17 protein-coding genes are annotated in these 18,673 nt (G+C 63.6%); 9 read left to right on the plus strand and 8 right to left on the minus strand.

The window, feature by feature from the left end; translation table 11 throughout:
* Positions 1-4: 4 nt before the first annotated feature.
* The 3 genes from EOB36_RS17585 to EOB36_RS35200 are packed head-to-tail and all read right to left on the minus strand — an operon-like array spanning position 5 to position 5,743.
* Positions 5-3,286, minus strand: a complete 3,282-nt coding sequence (locus EOB36_RS17585; RefSeq protein ID WP_095484823.1) for an error-prone DNA polymerase — start codon at positions 3,284-3,286, stop codon at positions 5-7.
* A complete protein-coding gene (locus tag EOB36_RS17590) occupies positions 3,283-4,758 on the minus strand; it encodes a DUF6504 family protein (protein ID WP_127205971.1) in 1,476 nt (491 codons plus the stop codon). The genes EOB36_RS17585 and EOB36_RS17590 overlap by 4 nt, the downstream gene beginning before the upstream one ends.
* Positions 4,700-5,743: a hypothetical protein gene (locus EOB36_RS35200; RefSeq protein ID WP_095484825.1), complete on the minus strand. Its 1,044-nt coding sequence runs from the start codon at positions 5,741-5,743 to the stop codon at positions 4,700-4,702. The genes EOB36_RS17590 and EOB36_RS35200 overlap by 59 nt, the downstream gene beginning before the upstream one ends.
* Positions 5,744-5,917: 174 nt before the next feature.
* On the opposite strand from EOB36_RS35200, the gene EOB36_RS17600 reads away from it, so the two are divergent.
* Positions 5,918-6,340, plus strand: coding sequence for a metallopeptidase family protein (locus EOB36_RS17600; RefSeq protein WP_095485111.1), 423 nt, complete (start codon positions 5,918-5,920; stop codon positions 6,338-6,340).
* A 60-nt stretch (positions 6,341-6,400) separates the two neighbouring features.
* Here the strand turns inward: EOB36_RS17600 and EOB36_RS17605 are convergent, their stop codons facing one another.
* Positions 6,401-7,606, minus strand: a complete 1,206-nt coding sequence (locus tag EOB36_RS17605) for a pilus assembly protein TadG-related protein (RefSeq protein ID WP_158302545.1) — start codon at positions 7,604-7,606, stop codon at positions 6,401-6,403.
* Here EOB36_RS17605 and EOB36_RS34405 point away from each other — a divergent pair.
* Positions 7,605-7,784, plus strand: coding sequence for a hypothetical protein (locus tag EOB36_RS34405; RefSeq protein ID WP_158302546.1), 180 nt, complete (start codon positions 7,605-7,607; stop codon positions 7,782-7,784). The genes EOB36_RS17605 and EOB36_RS34405 overlap by 2 nt on opposite strands.
* Before the next feature lie 328 nt (positions 7,785-8,112).
* Here the strand turns inward: EOB36_RS34405 and EOB36_RS17610 are convergent, their stop codons facing one another.
* Both EOB36_RS17610 and EOB36_RS17615 read right to left on the minus strand, forming a co-directional pair.
* Entirely contained in the window at positions 8,113-8,319 is a 207-nt protein-coding gene (locus EOB36_RS17610; RefSeq protein WP_095484827.1) for a DUF1737 domain-containing protein, read from the minus strand.
* 26 nt (positions 8,320-8,345) lie between these two features.
* The gene (locus EOB36_RS17615; protein ID WP_164897543.1) at positions 8,346-9,227 is read right to left on the minus strand and encodes a CoA ester lyase; all 882 of its coding nucleotides are present in this window, start codon (positions 9,225-9,227) and stop codon (positions 8,346-8,348) included.
* Positions 9,228-9,519: 292 nt separating this feature from the next.
* On the opposite strand from EOB36_RS17615, the gene EOB36_RS17620 reads away from it, so the two are divergent.
* The 4 genes from EOB36_RS17620 to EOB36_RS17635 all read left to right on the plus strand — a co-directional run bounded on the left by EOB36_RS17620 (position 9,520) and on the right by EOB36_RS17635 (position 14,576).
* On the plus strand, positions 9,520-11,073 hold the full coding sequence (locus EOB36_RS17620) for a DUF4173 domain-containing protein (RefSeq protein ID WP_128285346.1): 1,554 nt from the start codon (positions 9,520-9,522) through the stop codon (positions 11,071-11,073).
* A gap of 3 nt (positions 11,074-11,076) precedes the next feature.
* Positions 11,077-11,772 (plus strand): response regulator transcription factor, encoded by a 696-nt coding sequence (locus EOB36_RS17625; RefSeq protein WP_095484830.1) that lies wholly within the window; start codon positions 11,077-11,079, stop codon positions 11,770-11,772.
* Positions 11,760-13,346: a HAMP domain-containing sensor histidine kinase gene (locus EOB36_RS17630; protein WP_095484831.1), complete on the plus strand. Its 1,587-nt coding sequence runs from the start codon at positions 11,760-11,762 to the stop codon at positions 13,344-13,346. The genes EOB36_RS17625 and EOB36_RS17630 overlap by 13 nt, the downstream gene beginning before the upstream one ends.
* A 63-nt stretch (positions 13,347-13,409) precedes the next feature.
* A complete protein-coding gene (locus EOB36_RS17635; RefSeq protein ID WP_095484832.1) occupies positions 13,410-14,576 on the plus strand; it encodes an FAD-binding oxidoreductase in 1,167 nt (388 codons plus the stop codon).
* A gap of 108 nt (positions 14,577-14,684) precedes the next feature.
* On the opposite strand, the gene EOB36_RS17640 is transcribed toward EOB36_RS17635, so the two are convergent.
* Entirely contained in the window at positions 14,685-15,110 is a 426-nt protein-coding gene (locus EOB36_RS17640) for a GNAT family N-acetyltransferase (protein WP_095484833.1), read from the minus strand.
* Positions 15,111-15,271: 161 nt separating this feature from the next.
* Between EOB36_RS17640 and leuD the strand changes: the two genes are divergently transcribed.
* Both leuD and EOB36_RS17650 read left to right on the plus strand, forming a co-directional pair.
* On the plus strand, positions 15,272-15,877 hold the full coding sequence (gene leuD / locus EOB36_RS17645) for a 3-isopropylmalate dehydratase small subunit (RefSeq protein ID WP_095484834.1): 606 nt from the start codon (positions 15,272-15,274) through the stop codon (positions 15,875-15,877).
* Between the two features lie 61 nt (positions 15,878-15,938).
* Positions 15,939-16,871, plus strand: a complete 933-nt coding sequence (locus EOB36_RS17650; RefSeq protein WP_095484835.1) for a hypothetical protein — start codon at positions 15,939-15,941, stop codon at positions 16,869-16,871.
* 115 nt (positions 16,872-16,986) lie between these two features.
* On the opposite strand, the gene EOB36_RS17655 is transcribed toward EOB36_RS17650, so the two are convergent.
* Positions 16,987-17,781 carry a lytic transglycosylase domain-containing protein gene (locus tag EOB36_RS17655; protein WP_095484836.1) on the minus strand — a complete coding sequence of 265 codons (795 nt, stop codon included), beginning with the start codon at positions 17,779-17,781 and terminating at the stop codon, positions 16,987-16,989.
* Positions 17,782-18,044: 263 nt separating this feature from the next.
* Here EOB36_RS17655 and EOB36_RS17660 point away from each other — a divergent pair.
* On the plus strand, positions 18,045-18,673 hold a 629-nt coding region (locus EOB36_RS17660; RefSeq protein WP_128285347.1), incomplete at its 3' end, for an FAD-dependent oxidoreductase.

Below are 18,673 nucleotides of genomic sequence, written 5' to 3' on the forward strand. Positions count from 1 at the left end.
TCCCCTATTGAAAATTGCGCCCCTTGGGCATGACCTTTTCTGCCTTCCCCGATAGCGCCGCGATATCCTGCCGGTCGTTTTGCACGACAGGTACATCGGGCCTCTCCTCCAAAAGCACGGACAGCCAGGGCGTCAGATCCTCGACCTTTTCGGCGACGATATGGATGACGTTCGATTCCGACTGCAGTTTGCCGGTGATACGGACCAGCCGCGCCCCCATGACAATGGGCCGGTAGCGATTGAAGGTTCTTTCCCAGAAGATGACGTTGGCGACCGCCTGCTCGTCTTCCAGCGTCAGGAAAATCGCTTTGCCAGTGCCTGGGCGCTGCCGCACGAGCACCAGGCCGGCGACGGAGACCCGCCTGCCATCCGGCACGGAGGGGAGGCGCGCATTGGGCGTGACGCCGGAACGATCCAGCCGCTGGCGCAGAAAGGCAAGCGGATGCGCCTTCAGCGACAGGCCGAGCGAACGGTAGTCGTGGACGACGTGCTCGCCGAGCGGCATTGTCGGGAGCCTGGTTTCGGGTTCAAGGTCGCGCAAACGGACCGCCGGCCGGTCGAACAGCGGCAGGGTCTCGGCGGCACTCCTGCCGTCGAGGGCGCGGACCGCCCACAGGGCGTCGCGGCGGTCGAGACCAAGCGAACGGAAAGCGTCGGCTTGCGCCAGTTTCTCGATCTCATCGACATAGAGGCCTGAACGCAGCCAGACATCGCGAACGGATGCGTAGCCATCGCTGCGTCTGGCGACAAACACCTCCATGCGCTCCTTCGACAGACCTTTGACTTGGCGGAAACCCAGCCGGACGGCATGATTGGTCCGGATGACGCCACGCATCTGGGCATGGCGTTCGAGGATGCGGGCCTGATCGAAAGGCTCCTCCTCCAGCGCGCAATCCCAACCGGAAAAATTGACGTCGACGTCGCGGATTTCGACGCCATGATCGCGCGCGTCGCGAACAAGCTGAGCCGGCTGATAAAATCCCATCGGCTGGGAGTTCAGGATCGCGGCGCAGAACACGTCGGGATAGAAGGTCTTGAACCAGCACGAGGCATAGACCAACAGGGCGAAGGAAGCGGCATGGCTTTCGGGAAAGCCGTATTCGCCGAATCCCTCGATCTGCTTGAAGCAGCGCTCGGCGAAGTCTCTCTCGTAGCCCCGCAAAACCATGCCGTCGACCATCCGCTTGCGATAATTGCCGATCGTGCCGGTGCGCTTGAAAGTGGCCATGGCGCGGCGCAATTCATCGGCCTCCCCTGGCCTGAAGCCGCCGGCGACGATGGCGATCTTCATCGCCTGTTCCTGGAACAGTGGCACGCCAAGCGTCCTGCCGAGTATCTCTTCCAGTTCCGGCCTGGGATATTCAGGTTTTTCCTTGCCTTGCCGGCGGCGCAGATAGGGATGGACCATGTCGCCCTGGATCGGGCCCGGCCGCACGATCGCCACTTCGATGACGAGGTCATAGAATGTTCTCGGCCTGAGACGCGGCAGCATCGACATCTGGGCGCGGGATTCGATCTGGAAGACGCCGAGCGTGTCGGCGCGGCAGATCATGTCGTAGACATGTTTGTCCTCGGCAGGGAGGGTGGCCAGCACATAGGGTCGGCCATACGGATCCCGCGCATCATCATAATGGTCTTCCAAGAGCTTGAAGGCGCGCTGCAGGCAGGTCAGCATGCCGAGCGCCAACACGTCGACTTTAAGGATTTTCACCGCGTCGAGATCGTCCTTGTCCCACTCGACCATCTTGCGCTCGTCCATCGCCGTTTTGATGATGGGCACGATCTCGTCGAGCCGGTCCCTGGTGATGACGAAGCCGCCGACATGCTGCGACAGATGACGGGGAAAGCCCATGATCTCGTTGGCGCATTCGATCACATGCCTTGTCGATGGATCGGTCTGGTCGAGGCCGCCGGCCCTGGTCTCCTTTTCGCCGAGCTCCGAGGTCGACCAACCCCAGATCGAACTGGACAGCGCGCTCCTGATATCGTCCGACAGGCCCATCGCCTTGGCCACTTCGCGCATCGCCGACCGGCCCCGGTAGCTGACGACGGCCGCGGCAAGTGCGGTGCGCTTGGCGCTGTATCTCGAGTAGATGTACTGGATGACCTCTTCGCGCTTTTCATGCTCGAAATCGACATCGATGTCAGGTGGCTCGTTTCTTTCCTCGGAAATGAAACGCTCGAAAAGCGAGTCGATCCGCTCGGGGCCCACTTCGGTGATGCCGATGCAATAACAGACCACCGAGTTGGCCGCGGAGCCGCGCCCCTGGCAGAGTATGCCCTGGCTGCGGGCGAATTTGACGATGTCGTAGACGGTCAGAAAATAGCGCGCGTAATTCAGGCGCTCGATCAAAGCGAGCTCTTCCTGGATGCGCTTTGTCACATCGGAGGGAACGCCTGAAGGGTACCGTATCGCCGCTCCCTCTCGAGCCAGCCTTTCCAGTTCGGCCTGTGGCCCGAGGCCCGATTCCGTCGGTTCGTCGGGATAGTTGTATTGGAGGTCACTGAGAGAGAAGCTCAATTCGCCGGCAAAGCGCAGCGTTTCCGCCAGTGCCTGCGGATGTCTGCGGAAAAGCCGGGCCACCTCCATTGGCGGCTTCAAATGGCGCTCGGCATTGGCCGCCAGTTCCAGCCCCGCTTCGGCAACAGGCACGTTGAGGCGGATCGCCGTCAGCACGTCCTGCAACCGGCGTCGTTCGGACGTATGGTAAAGAACGTCGTTGGTCGCCATCAGCGGAATGCCCGATGCCTCAGCCATGGAAGCTGCCTGCTCGATGCGGAAGCGGTCGTTGCCGTGATAATCCGGCGAAACGGCAAGCCGCAAAGCCTTGCCAAAACGATCCTTGAGCCGACTAATCATTTTAAGATCATCTGGCGCCGACAGATCCGGCAGGATCGCCAGCGACATGAGATCGCCCCATTCGAAAAGGTCGTCGCGATAGAGAAGCGGTGCGCCCTTTTCGCTTTCGTCGCGCATATTGGCTTGCGTCAGCATGCGGCAGAGATGGCCCCAGCCCTTGCGGTCCTGCGGATAGGCGAGAACGTCGGGCGTGCCGTCGCAAAAAACCAGGCGGCAGCCGGGATGATAGGAAAGGCCTTCCACCTTGGCCTGCTGCCAGGCGCGCACGACACCGGCCACCGTGTTGCGGTCGGCAAGCCCGATCGACGAGAATCCCAAAAACTTTGCCGCGACCACCAGCTCCTCCGGTTTCGAGGCGCCGCGCAGGAACGAGAAATTCGACTGGATGCCGAATTCGGCATAGGGAACGGCCGCCAGCGCGTTCATGCGAAGACCCCATGCATGAACCAGCGCGGCGGGACTTGAGAGGCGCCGTAGAGACCCTGGCGGTAGAGCCAGTAACGGCGGCCGTCGCTATCCTCGATGCGGAAATAATCCCGGGTCGGCGCGTCTTCCTGCCCCGCCGCCTCCCGCCACCATTCCGGGGCGATGCGTTCCGGCCCTTCGGCGCGCGCGACCCGATACAGCGCGCGCCGCCAGCGGAAGTTCATGGGCGGTCCCTCAGGCATTTCGGTGGCCGGGACCTCGATCGGTTCGGGCGAACGGAACAGCCGGATGGGGCGTTCCGGCCGGAAGCCAGGCTTAGTGTCTTGTATCTTGTCCGGCTTCTTCGGCGGAGAGACCCTTTGCGGCGCCTCCGCGAAGGGAAGCGTGGCGACGGCGCGCTCGGGCAGATGGCTCTCGACGGCAACCGGTTTCAAAACCGCGCTGTCGCCGAGCCGGGCGCGGATGCGATCGGCGAAAAGGGCAATATCGGCGCCGTCATCGCGCGTCTCGCCGGCGAGATCGGCCTGCTGCATGTCGAAGGCGGCGGCCGACAGGACGGAGAGGCGCACGAGATCGAAGCCATAGCCGGCATCGATGTCCTGTTCGAGCGCGGCTAGCCTTTCGTGAAATAATTTTTGGATCAGCAGCGGCTCGCGCAGCGGCCGCGACGTGCCGACGGCGATCCGGCTGACGGCCCCGTCGACGCGGAAGAGCAGCAGCGCCAGCCTTCTTGCGCCTTCGCCGCGGCGCTCGAGATCCACCTTCAAAGTCGTCGCCAGCATTTTCACCAGCCGCTCTATTTCGTCGGTCAGCATGATGGGTTCTGCGAGGTGGCGTTCGACCGAAAGCGGCGCGACCGGCAGGCGCGGCGACACCGCCTCGTCGAGGCGGCCGAGCGCCTGGTCGAGACGCAAAAGCAGCGAGACACCGAAGCGGCGGGCGAGCGGCGCGCGCGGGGCTGCCATGACGGCGCCCGCCGTGCGCAGGCCCACGCTTTCCAGGCTGGCGCGGATATCAGGCTCGATGCGCAGCGCCGCCAGCGGCAAGGGTGCGAGAAGCGCCTCCTCCTCGCCACCGGGGACGATGCGGTCACTGGCAAACCGCGCTGCCGCCCAGGCAGCACCTGGCGTGGCAGCAAGGCCGGCGCGGACATCAAAACCCTGATAGAAAAAGCGCGACAGGATGTCGTCGAGCATCGAGCGTTCGCCGCCGAAAAGATGGGTGCAGCCGGTGACGTCGAGGAACAGGCCATCGGCTGCGTCGAGCGCCACCAGCGGGGTGTAGCGGTCGCACCAGTCGGCAAGACTTTCGAGCAGGCGGCGGTCGGCCTCGGGATCGGCTTCCACCACGTCGATCGACGGATGCATGGCGCGCGCGTCGGCTATGCCCATGCCGCGCTTCAGGTGAAGCGCCTCAGCCCGCTCGTCGAGGGCGGCGATGCGCTGCGCGTTCGCTTGGCGATGGCTGATCACCAGCGGCAGGTGATCCGACGGCCGGGAACGCCAGGACCGCCCCAGACGCTGCCGCAGGACCCTTTCCGCGGCGAGGTGCGGGAACCACAGGGACAGAATTCGCTGCCCTTCTTTCCTCGCCCCGTCTTTCTTCGAAACTGTGTTCATCGGGGTTCCACTCCAGTGTGAATTGTCCTGGCAAGGCCGTGCGGCTCTTGCCGATGCTGACGGTGAAGGCGGGACGGCCGATCGAGCCGGCAAGTGGCCCGGCGATCGTCTGGCGGGATGCCGACGGCGCCGCCGACAGGATGAGGCGAACGGGTGCCGCCGTAGGCTCTGCCTCGCCGGCCTGGCGCAGCAGGAAGACCGGCCGGCCGGCATTCTGCGCCCGGGCGTGCAGCCGCCGCGTCGCGGTGAGATCCAGCCGCTGCGGGCTGCCGCGGATTTCGAGGATGACGGCGGCGAGCGCCGTCATCCGGGCGGCCTCCTCGGCGATCCACAGCGCGTCGAGGAGTTTTGGCGCTTCGGAAAACAGCAATTGCTCCGGCTCGATGCCGAAAACGGCGTGAAGCCCTCTGGCATAGGGGAAGCCCGCCTCCCGGAAGATTTCCGCGGTGCCGATCCACAGGACCGGCAATCGCGGCCCCTGTTTGAGAATCAGGCTGACGAGCGACAGGGCGAAGCCGGCGACGGCCCCGGCATCACGGGTCGCGGCGCCATGGATCTCGCTCAGCGCCGCCTTCGGCAGGCCGCCGCTGAGCGCGGTATCGAGACCCTCGGCGCCGGTGCGCAGAAACGCATCGGGCGGCGCCACGGCGAGGCCGCGGCGGACGATTGTTAGACCCTGGGGTGTGACATCCGCTGTTGGATTCTGGGGGGTGACATCCGCATCAACGGGGGCTGCGCCGGCCGGCGCCTCCAGGCGCTCGGGCAGCGTTCCCTCGATCTTCGCGATCTGGCGGCGCAGGGCAAAAACAGTCTCCCGCGCCACGGCGCTTGTCGCCATGACGGTCAGCTTCCACTCACAATTGTTCCTGTTATGTTCTAATAGATTCCAGAGGGCGCCCGAAGAGTCAAGCGGAGTCATGGGGAATTTATTCCTGTCCGCGTGTGGACGGCAACCCGGCCATTTGCCGATTTCGGCTCGAAAGCCTATATGCCGGGATCAGAAGGACAAAGCATGGCCCGCATCTACAAGACCCGTGTCTGGCACGACCAGCTTTCGCCATCGATGGAGGAAATGGAGTTCCTGGCGCTGGAGGCTTACGCCCATCTGCCGGAGGAATTTCGCAAGCTGACCGGCGAGATCGTCATCCAGATCGCCGAATTCCCGACCGACGAGATCATGGACGATCTGTCGCTAGAAACGCCCTTCGACCTGCTCGGCCTGTTCGAGGGGCGCGGGATCGCCGAACGCTGGAATCCGCAGACCGGCGAGGGGCCGAACCGCGTCACGCTCTACCGCCGCGCCATTCTCGACTACTGGGCCGAGAACGAAGAGACGCTGGGCGACATCGTCACCCATGTGCTGATCCACGAGATCGGCCATCATTTCGGCCTGTCGGACGATGATATGGAGCGGATCGAAGAGGCGGCGGAGTAACGGCCCACGCTTCGTCGCCGCTATCCTGCTCCGGTTCGGCGTCATTTGCGCCGGCGCGCATCACTGTGAGAGATAGATCTTCGCCGACTGGCCGGCGATGCCGCTGAATTTCCAGTTGGCGGAGTTGATGATCATGGTGTTCACGACCATCGAGATCTTGCTGGAGGTGATGTTCGTGGTCGAGTTGTAGGTGACGTCCCGGTTGGGCAGATAGATGATCCCAGTCAGAGACTCGCCGTTCGAGCCGTTGAACACATACTGGCGCTTGTTGGCGTTGTTGGCGGGATCGCTCGTCTTTTCTAACATCAGGATATCCTTGTAGGCACCGCTGCTCGGGGCCGAGGCCGTGATTGTGAGGGCGCCGTTGGCCTGGATCATGCTGTCGGTATCCGGGAAGTAGAAGGTGACGCCTTCGGCGATGACCTTGGCGCCGGAATTGATGATCATCGGTCCCTTGATGATATGAAGGCCCGGATTGAACGTGATGGTAGGGCTGCCATTGAAGTTCACCCAGCAGTGCAGTCCCGGGTTCAAGGTCTGCGTCTGTCCGTCACGCGCGCCGGATGTGGTGCAGGCCGAGGGAACGGCGGGCTCAGGAATGGCGCCGGCATAGGGATCCGCCGTGACGGCGCATGCCGTCTCCAGCTTGGACAGCGTACCGCCGTTCTTGATGTATTTCGTGCCCTTCACGCAGAGCTTGCTGATGTTCATGGTGACGCCGGCATTCATGATGAAGGCCGGGTCCCTGGTAGAATGAACGTCGATCACGCAGGACTCGGCATCCACGTTGGCGCCACTATTGAGCAGCAGCGCCTGCGGGTTATTCGCAAGGACGATGATGCAAGGGACGGCCGACGTGGCCATCTTGACGGCGGACGTGACGCGAACGTTGACGGTCGGGTCGCCCAAGACAAACGGGAACAAGCGCGGGTAGCTGTAGGTCGCGCTGCCCGAGAGCGTACTGTTGTCCAGCTTGATGGACATGTTGGCCTTCAGGTCCGGGTCGGCCGCGAAATCCGGGCTGCCGGCGATGAACCCGCTGAACAGGGACGTCGCCGTGGCCTCGGCGGAGGTGGCGCCCTGCGCCGCGCCCCCCAGCAGGGCGGCGTCGAGAAGGGCCTGCAACTCATTCTTTTCGCGGAGGACGTTGGTATAGTCGATCGCAAACCCGATCGCCCCGACCAACGGCAGCAGGCTCAGCGCCATGACGATGGAAAGGTTCGCGGCGCGGGAATGGACAAAACGACCATAGCAGGATGTCGCCATGGCGCTGACGATCCGGGCCAGTGCCGACCGCAATTCGAACCTCAACCTCATGGCAATCCACCCCTCAAATGCGCGCCCATCGGCGTTCATAGCCGCGAAATTATTTCGATTCGGTTTCGGAATCGTAGCATTTGATGCCGGGCCTTCCGCCGTCAGGGAAACCCGGGGACAGTTTTAAAACTGTTCACTTAGCAAGCTGACATGGGATCAGCTTCTGTCGGAGACGCCTTTCGGTGATTGGTCGCCCTCGGCAACACGACTAATAGCACCGCGAGGGAAACAATGGACAGCTACGCCGGCCCGTCATAGAGCTTGCTTCGCCTTTCGCGGCCGACAGCGATGCGACGACTAGCATTGGAAAGTGCGCCAGACTTGCATTTTTGGCGCTGATCGGGTCGTGCGCGCCGCCGTTGGCTGCCGTTCCGGCTTTCGCCAAGAACTGCTCACTCGGACAGCAGGATAAGCTTGTTTTACTAGGATGACGAAGGACGAGCGATGTCAGCGCCCTACCAGTCGCTGAGCTTGGTGTCGGGCCCGTATTCCTGGCCCTCGATATCCTTCACCACGGCCTGGCCGCAGCGCATGGCCTTGGCCTCCTGGTCGTAGGAATAGGTCGGTGAGCCGAACAGGTGCCAGCCCTTGTTCAGCGCCGCGGTTACCTTGTGGCAGAAGCTGGAATCGTCCGGAGCGGACAGAAAGCGGTAGAGTTTCATTTTTCATTCCTGTCGTGAGTTGCCAATCATGCCCCGATGGCGGCCGCCTTCGCCAGCAGTTTTTCGGCCTGTGTCAGATGCAGCCGCTCGACCATCTTTCCATTCAGCGCAATCACTTGGCTGCCGGCATTTTCGGCAAGCGCGAAGGCCTCTTTCACCGAGCGCGCCTCGGCCACCGCCTCGGCAGATGGCGCAAAGGCCCGGTTCGCCGCCTCGATCTGAGCCGGGTGGATCAGCGACTTGCCGTCAAACCCCATGGCGGCTGCCTCCCCGCATTCGCGCGCAAAAGCGTCCAGGTCGCGAAAATCATTGAAGACACCATCGAGCAGGTCAAGGCCACCGGCGCGCGCGGCGAGCACCATCTGCATCAGCCACGGTGTGAGATAGCGCCGGTCGGGCGTGGCGAGAATGCCGGTTTCCTTGACCAGATCGTTCGTTCCGGCAACGAAACAGACCAGCCGCGAGGCCGGATCGCGGCCAAGCTCGGCAATCGGTCCGATGTTGAGCAGTGCCTTGGGCGTTTCGATCATCGCCCATAGTTTCACCGCGTCCGGTGCGAAATTGTCGTCGAGGACGTCGCCGGGTTCGAGGACATCGCGCGGTGTGTCGACCTTGGGCAGCAGGATGGCGTCGGGCTCGCAGCGTGCCGCAGCCAGCAAATCGTCGGCGCCCCATTCGCTGGAAAGCGCATTGATGCGCACGACCATCTCGCAGCGGCGGCTGGGGCGATCGGCGAAGATGCCGGCCAGTTTTTCGCGCGCGGAAACCTTGTCGGCCGGGGCGACGGCATCTTCGAGGTCGATGATGACGGCATCGCAGGCCAGCGACGGAAGCTTGGCCAGTGCCTTGTCGTTCGAAGCCGGGACGTAGAGCACCGAGCGGCGCGGGCGGTAGGTTTCGGTCGTCATACCAGATCTATGCCGCCTGCGGCCGGTCGAGGCAAGCCGTCTTGGCCTGCACAAAAACTGCATAAAACTCCCGAAAATCTCCTCGCATCCGCCTCGCTGCCCGCATTTCGGCCGGCGAAAAGGGCGGCATGCAAGAGCAAACAAATTCCCGTTGGTCGCTGCCTTACCGGCTCCGTAGCGAAGATTGGTGGCTCGTCGATCCACCCGGCACTTCGGCGACCCTCTTCCCCTTCATCCCCAAATCTCTGCCCAGATATGCCGGCCGGATCAAAGCCGCTGAGAAAGTCCGATCATGACATCGTTGCTCACGGCCGCGCCGAGCTATTGCGCGCGCTTCGGCGTTGCGGTCCTGCTTGCCGCGCTGGCCGATTTCTTCTTCTACGGCCAGCCCGTCGGCATCACGCTTTTCCTGTTTGGCATTACGCTTGCCGCCGCAGCCGCGGCCATCCAGCCTTCGGCGCTCAGCGCCCGCGGCCTGTGGCTCGGACTTGCCGCCTTGCTTGTGGCGCTGCTGCCGCTCATTGAAAATGTCAGCGCGCTGTCTGTCGCGATCGGGCTGGCGGCGATGGCCGTCTTTGCGCTTTCGCTGGTCGGCCGGCTGCGGCACGGGCTTGCCCGCATTGCCGGCCAGGTCGCGCTCTTCCTGCTCGCGGCACCATTGCGGTTCGTCCACGATTTCCTTCGCTGGCGCAAGGCGGCGCGGCGGCTTGGCCGGCGGCGCATCCGCTTTGCGGCGATCGCCGTCTGGGTCATGCCGTTGACGTTGGGTGCCGTGTTTCTCGCGCTGTTCGGCGCCGCCAATCCGGTTGTCGAATACTGGCTGTCGCTGATCGATCTCCTCGCACTGCTCGAGTTCATCCAGCTGCCGCGGTTGGCCTTCTGGTTGTTGGTGCTTGCCGGTGTCTGGGCCTTTTTGCGTCCGCGCCTGCCGCGCGTTCTCCGTCGCATTCCGCGTGTGGTGTTGCCTGTGCCTGTCGGCCGGGTGACGACGACAAAACCCGTCACGGCAATCGAGGACATCATCTTCGGCAAGGCCGCCATTCTTCGCGCGCTGGTCGTCTTCAACATCCTGTTTGCGATGCAGACCGCGCTCGACGCCACCTATCTGTGGGGCGGCATCGCCCTTCCCGACGGGCTGACCTACGCCGCCTATGCGCATCGCGGCGCCTATCCATTGATCGTCACGGCGCTGCTCGCCGCCGGCTTCGTCCTGGCAGCGCTGCGGCCGGGCAGCACGACCTCCGGCGATCCGCTCATCCGCCGGCTGGTCTATATCTGGGTGGCGCAGAACATCATGCTGGTCGTCTCGTCGATCCTGCGGCTCGACCTCTATATCGGGGTCTATGCGCTGACCTACTGGCGCATCGCCGCCTTCGCTTGGATGGGGCTGGTGGCGGCGGGCCTTGCCCTGATCATCGCCCGCATCGCGCTCGAGAAATCCAACGAATGGCTGCTTTCCGCCAATCTTCTGACGCTTTCGGTGACGCTCTATGCCTGCTGCTTCATCAACTTCGCGGCGCTGATCGCCAACTACAATGTCGAGCACTCATTCGAAATGACCGGCCAGGGCACTGAGCTCGATTTCTGGTATCTGCGTTCGCTCGGTCCCAGCGCCTGGCCGGCGCTCGATCGCTTCCTCGAGCATCAGGGCAAGACGAATGCGGCCAGCGTTTCCTCCTACCGCGAACTCGTCCGGTTGCTTGGGCAGGACGAGGCCCACTATCGCGCGCGCCAAGAAAACTGGCGCGCCTGGAGCTTTCGCGACTGGCGGCTGCTTCGCACTCTCGACACACGTATCCCGTTCGTGGTTCCTCAGGGCTCCGAACCCTTCGTGCCGGGCCGCTGATTCATGCCGCATCACATTCTGGTCGCCGACGATGATCCGCACATCCGCGAGATCATCTGCTTTGCGCTCGAAAAGGCCGGGATGAAGACGGTTGCCGTGTCCGACGGCGCCGCCGCCCTGCTGGCGATCGAGCGCCGCGCCCCCGATCTTGTCGTGCTCGATATCGGCATGCCGGAGATGGACGGGCTGGAGGTCTGCCGGCGGCTGCGGCACACATCGGACGTGCCGGTGCTGTTCCTGTCCGCGCGCGATGAAGAGATCGACCGCATCCTCGGCCTCGAAATGGGTGGCGACGACTATGTCACCAAGCCGTTCAGCCCGCGCGAGCTGGTCGCCCGCGTCAATGTCATCCTGCGACGCGCCCGTCCGACAAAGGCGGAACAGACCGACGACAGGCAGTTCTCGCATGGCAGGCTGGCTTTGGTGCCGGCCAGCCACGCCGCCAGCTTCGATGGCAGGCCGCTGGTGCTGACGGGAATCGAATTCGCGATCCTGAAAGGGTTTCTGGCGCGACCGGCGCATGTGCTCGGCCGCGACATGGTGATGGCCAATGCCTATGCAGCCAACATCCATGTCGCCGATCGCACCGTCGACAGCCATATCCGCAACATCCGCGCCAAGCTGGCGGCGGCCGGCTGCACGGACGCGATCGAGACCGTGCATGGCGTCGGCTTCCGGCTGGGCCGGTGCGGCGCGTGAGCGCCCAAAAATGGATTGGCAGCAAATGGCGGCCGCGCCTCGCCACCATCGTTGTCGCCATCCTCATCATGGTGATGGCGCTGCCGCTGGTCGGCCTGTTCTTCTTCCGGCTCTACGAGAACCAGCTGATCCGCCAGACCGAGGCCGAGCTGATCGCGCAAGGTGCCGCCCTTGCCGCCATCTATGCGCAAGAGGTCCGCGACGCCGGCATCCCGGCCGAGAAGCTCGGAGCGGCCGTGCCTGCCGCCAGTGCCAGCGATCCGAACTCTCCCTACCGGCCGATCGAGCCGCGCCTCGATCTTGCCTCTGACTCCGTTCAGCCGACCCGGCCTGTGGCCACTGCCGCCATCGTCGATCCCGCCTTCTCAGCGGTCGGGGCACGGCTGTCGGGCATTCTTGCCGAGACGCAGAAAACCACGCTTGCCGGCTTCCGGCTGCTCGACGCAAAAGGCGTCGTCATCGCCGGACGCGAAGAGGTCGGCATGTCGCTCAGCGCCGTCGAGGAGGTTCACGCAGCACTTGTCGGCCGCTACGCCAGCGCGCTCAGGCAGAGGATCTCCGACGAGCCGCCGCCATCGCTCTACTCGGTGAGCCGCGGCACGAGAGTCCGCGTTTTCGTCGCCCTGCCGGTCGCGGTCGCCGGCAAGGTCGCCGGCGTGGTCTACCTGTCGCGAACGCCGAACAACATCGTCAAGCACCTCTATGGCGAGCGCGGCAAGGTGGTGCTGGCGGCGATCGCCATCCTCGGCGGCACGCTGCTCATCGCGCTTGTCTTCCTGCGCACCGTCAGCCGGCCGATCTACGCGCTGATGGAACGCACGAAGCGCATCGCCGCAGGTGACCGCGAGGCGATCAGGCCGCTCGACCACCACGGCACAAGCGAGATGGCAGCGCTGTCCGCCGCCTTTCTCGACATGGCCGAAAAGCTGCATGCGCGCTCGGACAGCATCCAGACCTTCGCCACGCATGTCTCGCACGAGCTCAAATCGCCGCTGACGGCGATCCAGGGGGCGGCCGAGCTGCTGCGCGATTCGGGCAGCGCGATGGATGAGGCCGAGCGGCGGCGGTTCTCGAACAATATCGTCACCGATGCCGTGCGGCTCAACCTTCTGGTGCGCCGCCTGCTCGACCTGGCGCGCGCCGAAAATCTTGCCCCCAGCGGCGAAAGCACGTCGCTTGGTGGCGCACTGGCGCTGCTGCCGGCCGAAGACAGGCTGGCGGTTCGTATCGAGGCGGGCGGTGATACCGGCCTGCGCATCTCGGCCGAGAACGCGGCAATCGTGCTGGCCAATCTCATCGACAATTCGGCGCGGCATGGCGCGACGCTGGTTTCGATGACAGCGGCGAGCGCGGACGGCAAGGCAACGATCCAGGTGAGCGACGATGGCGCCGGCATTTCGCCCAGCAACCAGGCCCGCATCTTCGAGCCATTCTTCACCACGCGCCGCGATTCAGGCGGCACCGGCATGGGCCTCGGCATCGTGCTGGCCCTCCTGAAATCGCATGATGGCACGATCCGGCTGGTTGACTCCGAGCGCGGCACGCGCTTCGAGATCATCCTGCCGGTTGTATGAATTGGAGCCTGATTCCGAAAACCGGCGTTCGGGATCATGCTCTAGAACTGGAGAAGCGAAAAAGTGCGCTACGACGTCGTGATCATCGGTGGAGCCATCGTCGGCTCCTCGATTGCCTATTATCTGCGCGGGGAAGGATTTTCGGGCTCGATCGCGCTGGTCGAGCGCGACCCGCAATTCGCCCATGCGGCAACGACGCTGTCCTGCGCTTCCATTCGCCAGCAGTTTTCGATTCCCGAGAACATCCGCCTGTCTCAGTTCACGCTGAAGCTGTTCAGACGGCTGACGGAAGAATTCGGAGCCGATGCCGATATCGGCTTTCGCGAAGGCGGCTATCTCATCCTTGCCGGCGAGAACGGGCTGCCGATTCTGCGGGCCAACCACGAGGCGCAGATGGCCGAGGGCGCCGACATCGTGCTTGAGGATGCGGATGCGTTGGTGCGTCGCTTCCCATGGCTGTCGGCCGAGGGCATCACCGCCGGCGCCTATGGCCGCAGCGGCGAAGGCTGGTTCGACGCGCATGCCATGCTGATGCTGTTCCGCAAGGCGCTGCGGGGCAAAAACATCGATTTCATCACCGCTGATGTGACCGGCATCGAGCGCCAGGGCGATCGTGTCACCAGCGTCAGCCTCGGCAATGGCGAGCGGCTCGAGGCCGGCATAGTCATCGACGCCGCCGGGCCGAATGCCGGCCAGGTGGCTGATATGGCCGGGCTGGCGCTGCCGGTGGAGCCGCGCAAGCGCAATGTGTTCGTCTTCGAGGCACGCGAAAAATATGCCGACATGCCGCTGCTGGTCGATCCCTCAGGCATCTATGTCCGGCCAGAGGGCTCGGTCTACATCACCGGCGGCGCCGAACCGGAAGAGGGCGACGGTCCTGCCGATCCTGGCGATTTCGAGCCCGACTGGCCGCTGTTCGAAGAGGTGATCTGGCCGGTGCTGGCCACCCGTATTCCCGCCTTCGAGGCGATCAAGCCGACACGCGCCTGGGCCGGCCATTACGATTACAACACGCTCGACCAGAACGCGGTGATCGGCCCGCATCCTGAGGTGAAGAATTTCCTGTTCGCCAACGGTTTTTCCGGTCACGGCCTGCAGCAGGCGCCGGCCGTCGGCAAGGCGCTGGCCGAGCTGATCGTGCATGGCGGCTACCGCACGGTGGATTGCACGGCGTTTGGATACAGCCGTGTCGCCGAAGGGCGGGCTTTTCGGGAATTGAATGTGATCTAGCAAGAAGGGCGGGTGCGCCGCGACGGTCCTTTTTGCCGCTGGAGGGACAGAGGGGGGCGCGAAGGATCGCGACAGGCGATGCTGCGGTGCAGAGGCCTAGCCAGGCCGTCAACCCTCGCGGCCGAACCAGAAGGCGTCGGGCATGCGCTTCATGCCGATCCGCTCGTAGAAGCCGACGGCGTCGGGCACGGAAATCAGCGAGATGGCGACGGACGGCCCGAGCTGCCGCCGCACTTCGTCGAGCAGGCCCTTGCCGATGCCGAGCCCTTGCGCCGATTTGCAAACGGCGAGCTCGGAAATGTAGCACACCCACGAAAAATCGGTGATGCCGCGGACGAGGCCAATCAGCGGCTTGCCAGGCGCATCGAGGCGCGCCGTCAACACCATATCCGCGCTGGCAAGCATCGTCTTCAAACGGGCTTCGTCATCGATGGGCCGAGTGGCGCCGAGGCCGGATTCCACCAGCACGCGGCGGAACTCGGCAGCGTCGAGGGCTGGTTCTCTGGCGTAGAGGATTTTGGACCGCGTTGTCATGCCGGTGAAAGTGCACCATAGGGCGGCGGTTTTGAAGCTGTTTGGTGCCGATCTTGTGTTCCGGACCACGAGCGAAGACAGCTGCCTTTTATTTGCCCGCCTCTTTGTGTAAACCGGGCGCCAACACATCCCCCGCAGCGAAAAGAAGACGGGCAAAGACCATGGAAAAATTCACCAAGCTCACCGGCGTCGCCGCGCCGATGCCGATCGTCAATGTCGATACCGACATGATCATCCCCAAGGATTATCTCAAGACGATCAAGCGCACCGGGCTCGGCAGCGGACTGTTCGCCGAAATGCGCTACAAGGACGACGGTTCGGAAAACCCGGACTTCGTGCTCAACAAGCCGGCCTATCGCAAGGCGCAGATCCTGGTCGCCGGCGACAATTTCGGCTGCGGCTCCTCGCGCGAGCATGCGCCGTGGGCGCTGCTCGATTTCGGCATACGCTGCGTCATCTCGACCTCGTTCGCCGACATTTTCTACAACAACTGCTTCAAGAACGGCATCCTGCCGATCACCGTCAGCCCGGAGGATCTGGAGAAGCTGATGGACGACGCTTCGCGCGGCTCTAACGCTACGGTGTCGGTCGACTTGGAAGCCAAGGAAATCCGCGGACCGGACGGCGGCGTGGTCACGTTCGACCTCGACGACTTCAAGCGGCACTGCCTGCTCAACGGGCTCGACGACATCGGCCTGACCATGGAGAAGGCCGACGCCATCGCCTCGTTCGAGAAGAAGAACGCCGAGCTGCGTCCCTGGGCCTGAACGGTACGATGACCCCGGCTGCGGCAGGCCGGGTTTGTGGCGGCTGAACGGAGGGACAGTCATGACACGCTCGCTTCTTGCCGGCGCCTGCGCGCTGGCGTGGATTCTGACGCCGGTGGCTGGCGCGCATGCACAGACCGACATGGTGCTCGTGCCGGCTGACGATTCGTCCGGCGGGGCCGCCGACCAGGGCGCGTCGAGCAATGCGGCCCTAGCCGAAGATGACAGCCAAGCACCGGTCCCGTTCGAGGGCGGCCAGCTGACCATCACCCAGCAGGAAGAGTATGGCGAGAAGGTGCTGGCCTATGACGGCAAGCAGCTGGCGAGCAACTACGACGTCTTCTTCGACAGGATTGTCGAGGTCGGCGGCATCAACGTGGCGCTGGTCGATGTCGGCGACGGCGGCAATCAATGCGGCCCGGCCAAGGTGATCGTGTGGAAGCCGGAAGGCGGCATGATCCAGAGCATCACGGTCGAGCAGGACGAATGCGGCGCGCCGCCGGCCGCGGTGTCCGACAGCGCCATCTATTTCGTGCCTTATCTCTTGCCGGGAGCTTCGAAACCGACGCTGCAATGGTCGCCTACGGGCGGATTGTCGACCTCGGGCAATCTCACCTACATGCCGGAACCGGGCACCGGCTGGAAGGATATCGATCCGGCGAAATACGACAACATCATCGACGCCTTCCGCAATGAGGCCGTCTACAAGGCGGCTGAAAAGCTGCTCGGCAAGGACATGCCCGACATGGCGACCAGCCTGCTGGTCGGCGGCGGCACCGAGAAGACCGCCTCGGGCGGCGCCTTTTATGCCAGCGGCTGCGTGCCGCACGATTGCGGCGGCAATGACGGCTTCATGGCGGTCGATCCGGCCAACCAAAAGCTCTATTTCGCCCGCCGCGGCGACAAGCCCGAGCCGGACGCATGGCCGGCGCGGACCACGTGGCCGGCCGAGGTCATGGAAGCGATGGACAAGGCGCTCGGCTCGCCGAATTAGCTCCTCTGCTTCGCGCCGTCATCCCGGGTGCCGCCGAGCGGCGGCAGTCGTAACCTTAGAACATCAACAAAAAAGCCCGGCCATGGCCGGGCTTTCCGTCGAATAGAGATTTCTATCAATCGCCATCGATCGCCGTGGCCATGCGGGCGATGGCCTGTTGATAGACGCTCGCGGAATTCCAGCCAGCAATTGCGCCCATATTCGCCTGATAACCCGCGCCGGCCTGCCAACCATGACCCTTGAGGAAGTTGGCAGTGGAAGCCAACGCAGTGCTCTTGTCGCGCAGATTTTTGTTGCCGACTCCATACTTCAAAACGTTTCCGGGGAGGAACTGCGTGTGGCCAATCTCGCCATGAGCGGCACCGACCGACGAGGCGCTCAACGCTCCGCGATCAACCAGCTTCAGGGCTGCAACGCCATGCGGGTAAAAGAACTCCGGACGGCGGCAATCATAGGTAAGCGTTAAAATGGCAGAGACCGTATTCTGTTTGCCCATGGAGGCGCCGAAGCCAGTTTCCATACCCCAGATGGCGAGCAACACACCCGGCGGTACGCCGTAGGTCCGTTCGATCTTGTCGAACAGCGCCGCGTTCGACTTCTTCAGCGCACGGCCCTTGGCAATGATCGCGGATCCGCCACGGCGCTTCATGAAACTTTCCACCGAGCCGCTGAAAGCCTTATGAAGGGCGCGGTCGACGGCGATCGTCTTTGTTGCGTAGGTCGCGCGAGCCAGAGCGGCTAGACCCTTCGAGCCTACACCGTTGGCCCTAGCCTCCGCGGCGAAATCTGCCTTCCACGCTTCGAAGCCCGCACTCGTCTTGCCGCATTGGGCGGCCTGCGCACCTGTTGCCGCCGCAAGCATCATCAATGCTGCCGCTGCGTAAATCTTTCCCTTGGCAAGAAATGCCATGTTGCTCTCCTGGTTGCCTGGATCACGTCCCAAATACGAATTTGCCAGCGAAACGCTCGCTTGTCACTGTTGGAGCGGCGTTCGTCCACTTGGACGCAGTACGCTCTGACACTCTAATCTGCGCATCGTGCTTTCTGAAAATCGATCCTGATTTTCGGGCCGATGCGCTAAGAAGTCGTTTACGTATCCCCGCCGCAGCGCTGGCGAATGCCGGAGAACTTGCTTACGATCAAGTAATTTTTGTGGCGGGGGCTGGAATATTCATGGAAGACGTTGACGTCGTGGTCATCGGCGCTGGCTCGGCGGGACTTTCCGCCGCCAAGACCCTGCGTGCAGCCGGCCTTTCTTTCAAGCTGTTCGAAGCGATGAACCGGATCGGCGGCCGCGCCTGGACCAGCGATCAGCATTTCGGCGTCCCTTTCGACATCGGCTGCGCCTGGCTGCATGCGGCCGACCGCAATCCCTACTTTCCCGAGGCGCAAGCTGCTCGCTGGACGCTTCACCATCACGACATGAATATCGATCATCTCTATTATCGCGACCGAAAGGCGAGCGAGGACGAAGAGGCCGCAATGAAGGCGGCCGATATCAGGCTGTTCGAGCTGCTGGCGGCGCATGAGGTCAGGGATGGCGACGACGACCGCCTTTCGGCGTTGCTGGCCAGGGGCCATGCGCCGCGCGCCGCCGCCACCTTCGCCGGGCCAATGGATTTCGGCGCCGACGAGGACGAGATATCGATCCGCGACTTTCAGGCCGCCGCCGATCTCGAGCCGAACTATTTCACCAAGGAGGGGTTCGGCGCATTGGTCGCCCGTTTTGGCGCCGACGTGCCGGTCGAGCTGGCGACGCCAGGCACATCCCAGAGGATTTTCCGCACCGGCGTCGACAGCTC

Origin of the sequence: Mesorhizobium sp. M6A.T.Cr.TU.017.01.1.1 (assembly GCF_004023115.1) — a bacterium.
Lineage (GTDB): Bacteria > Pseudomonadota > Alphaproteobacteria > Rhizobiales > Rhizobiaceae > Mesorhizobium > Mesorhizobium mediterraneum.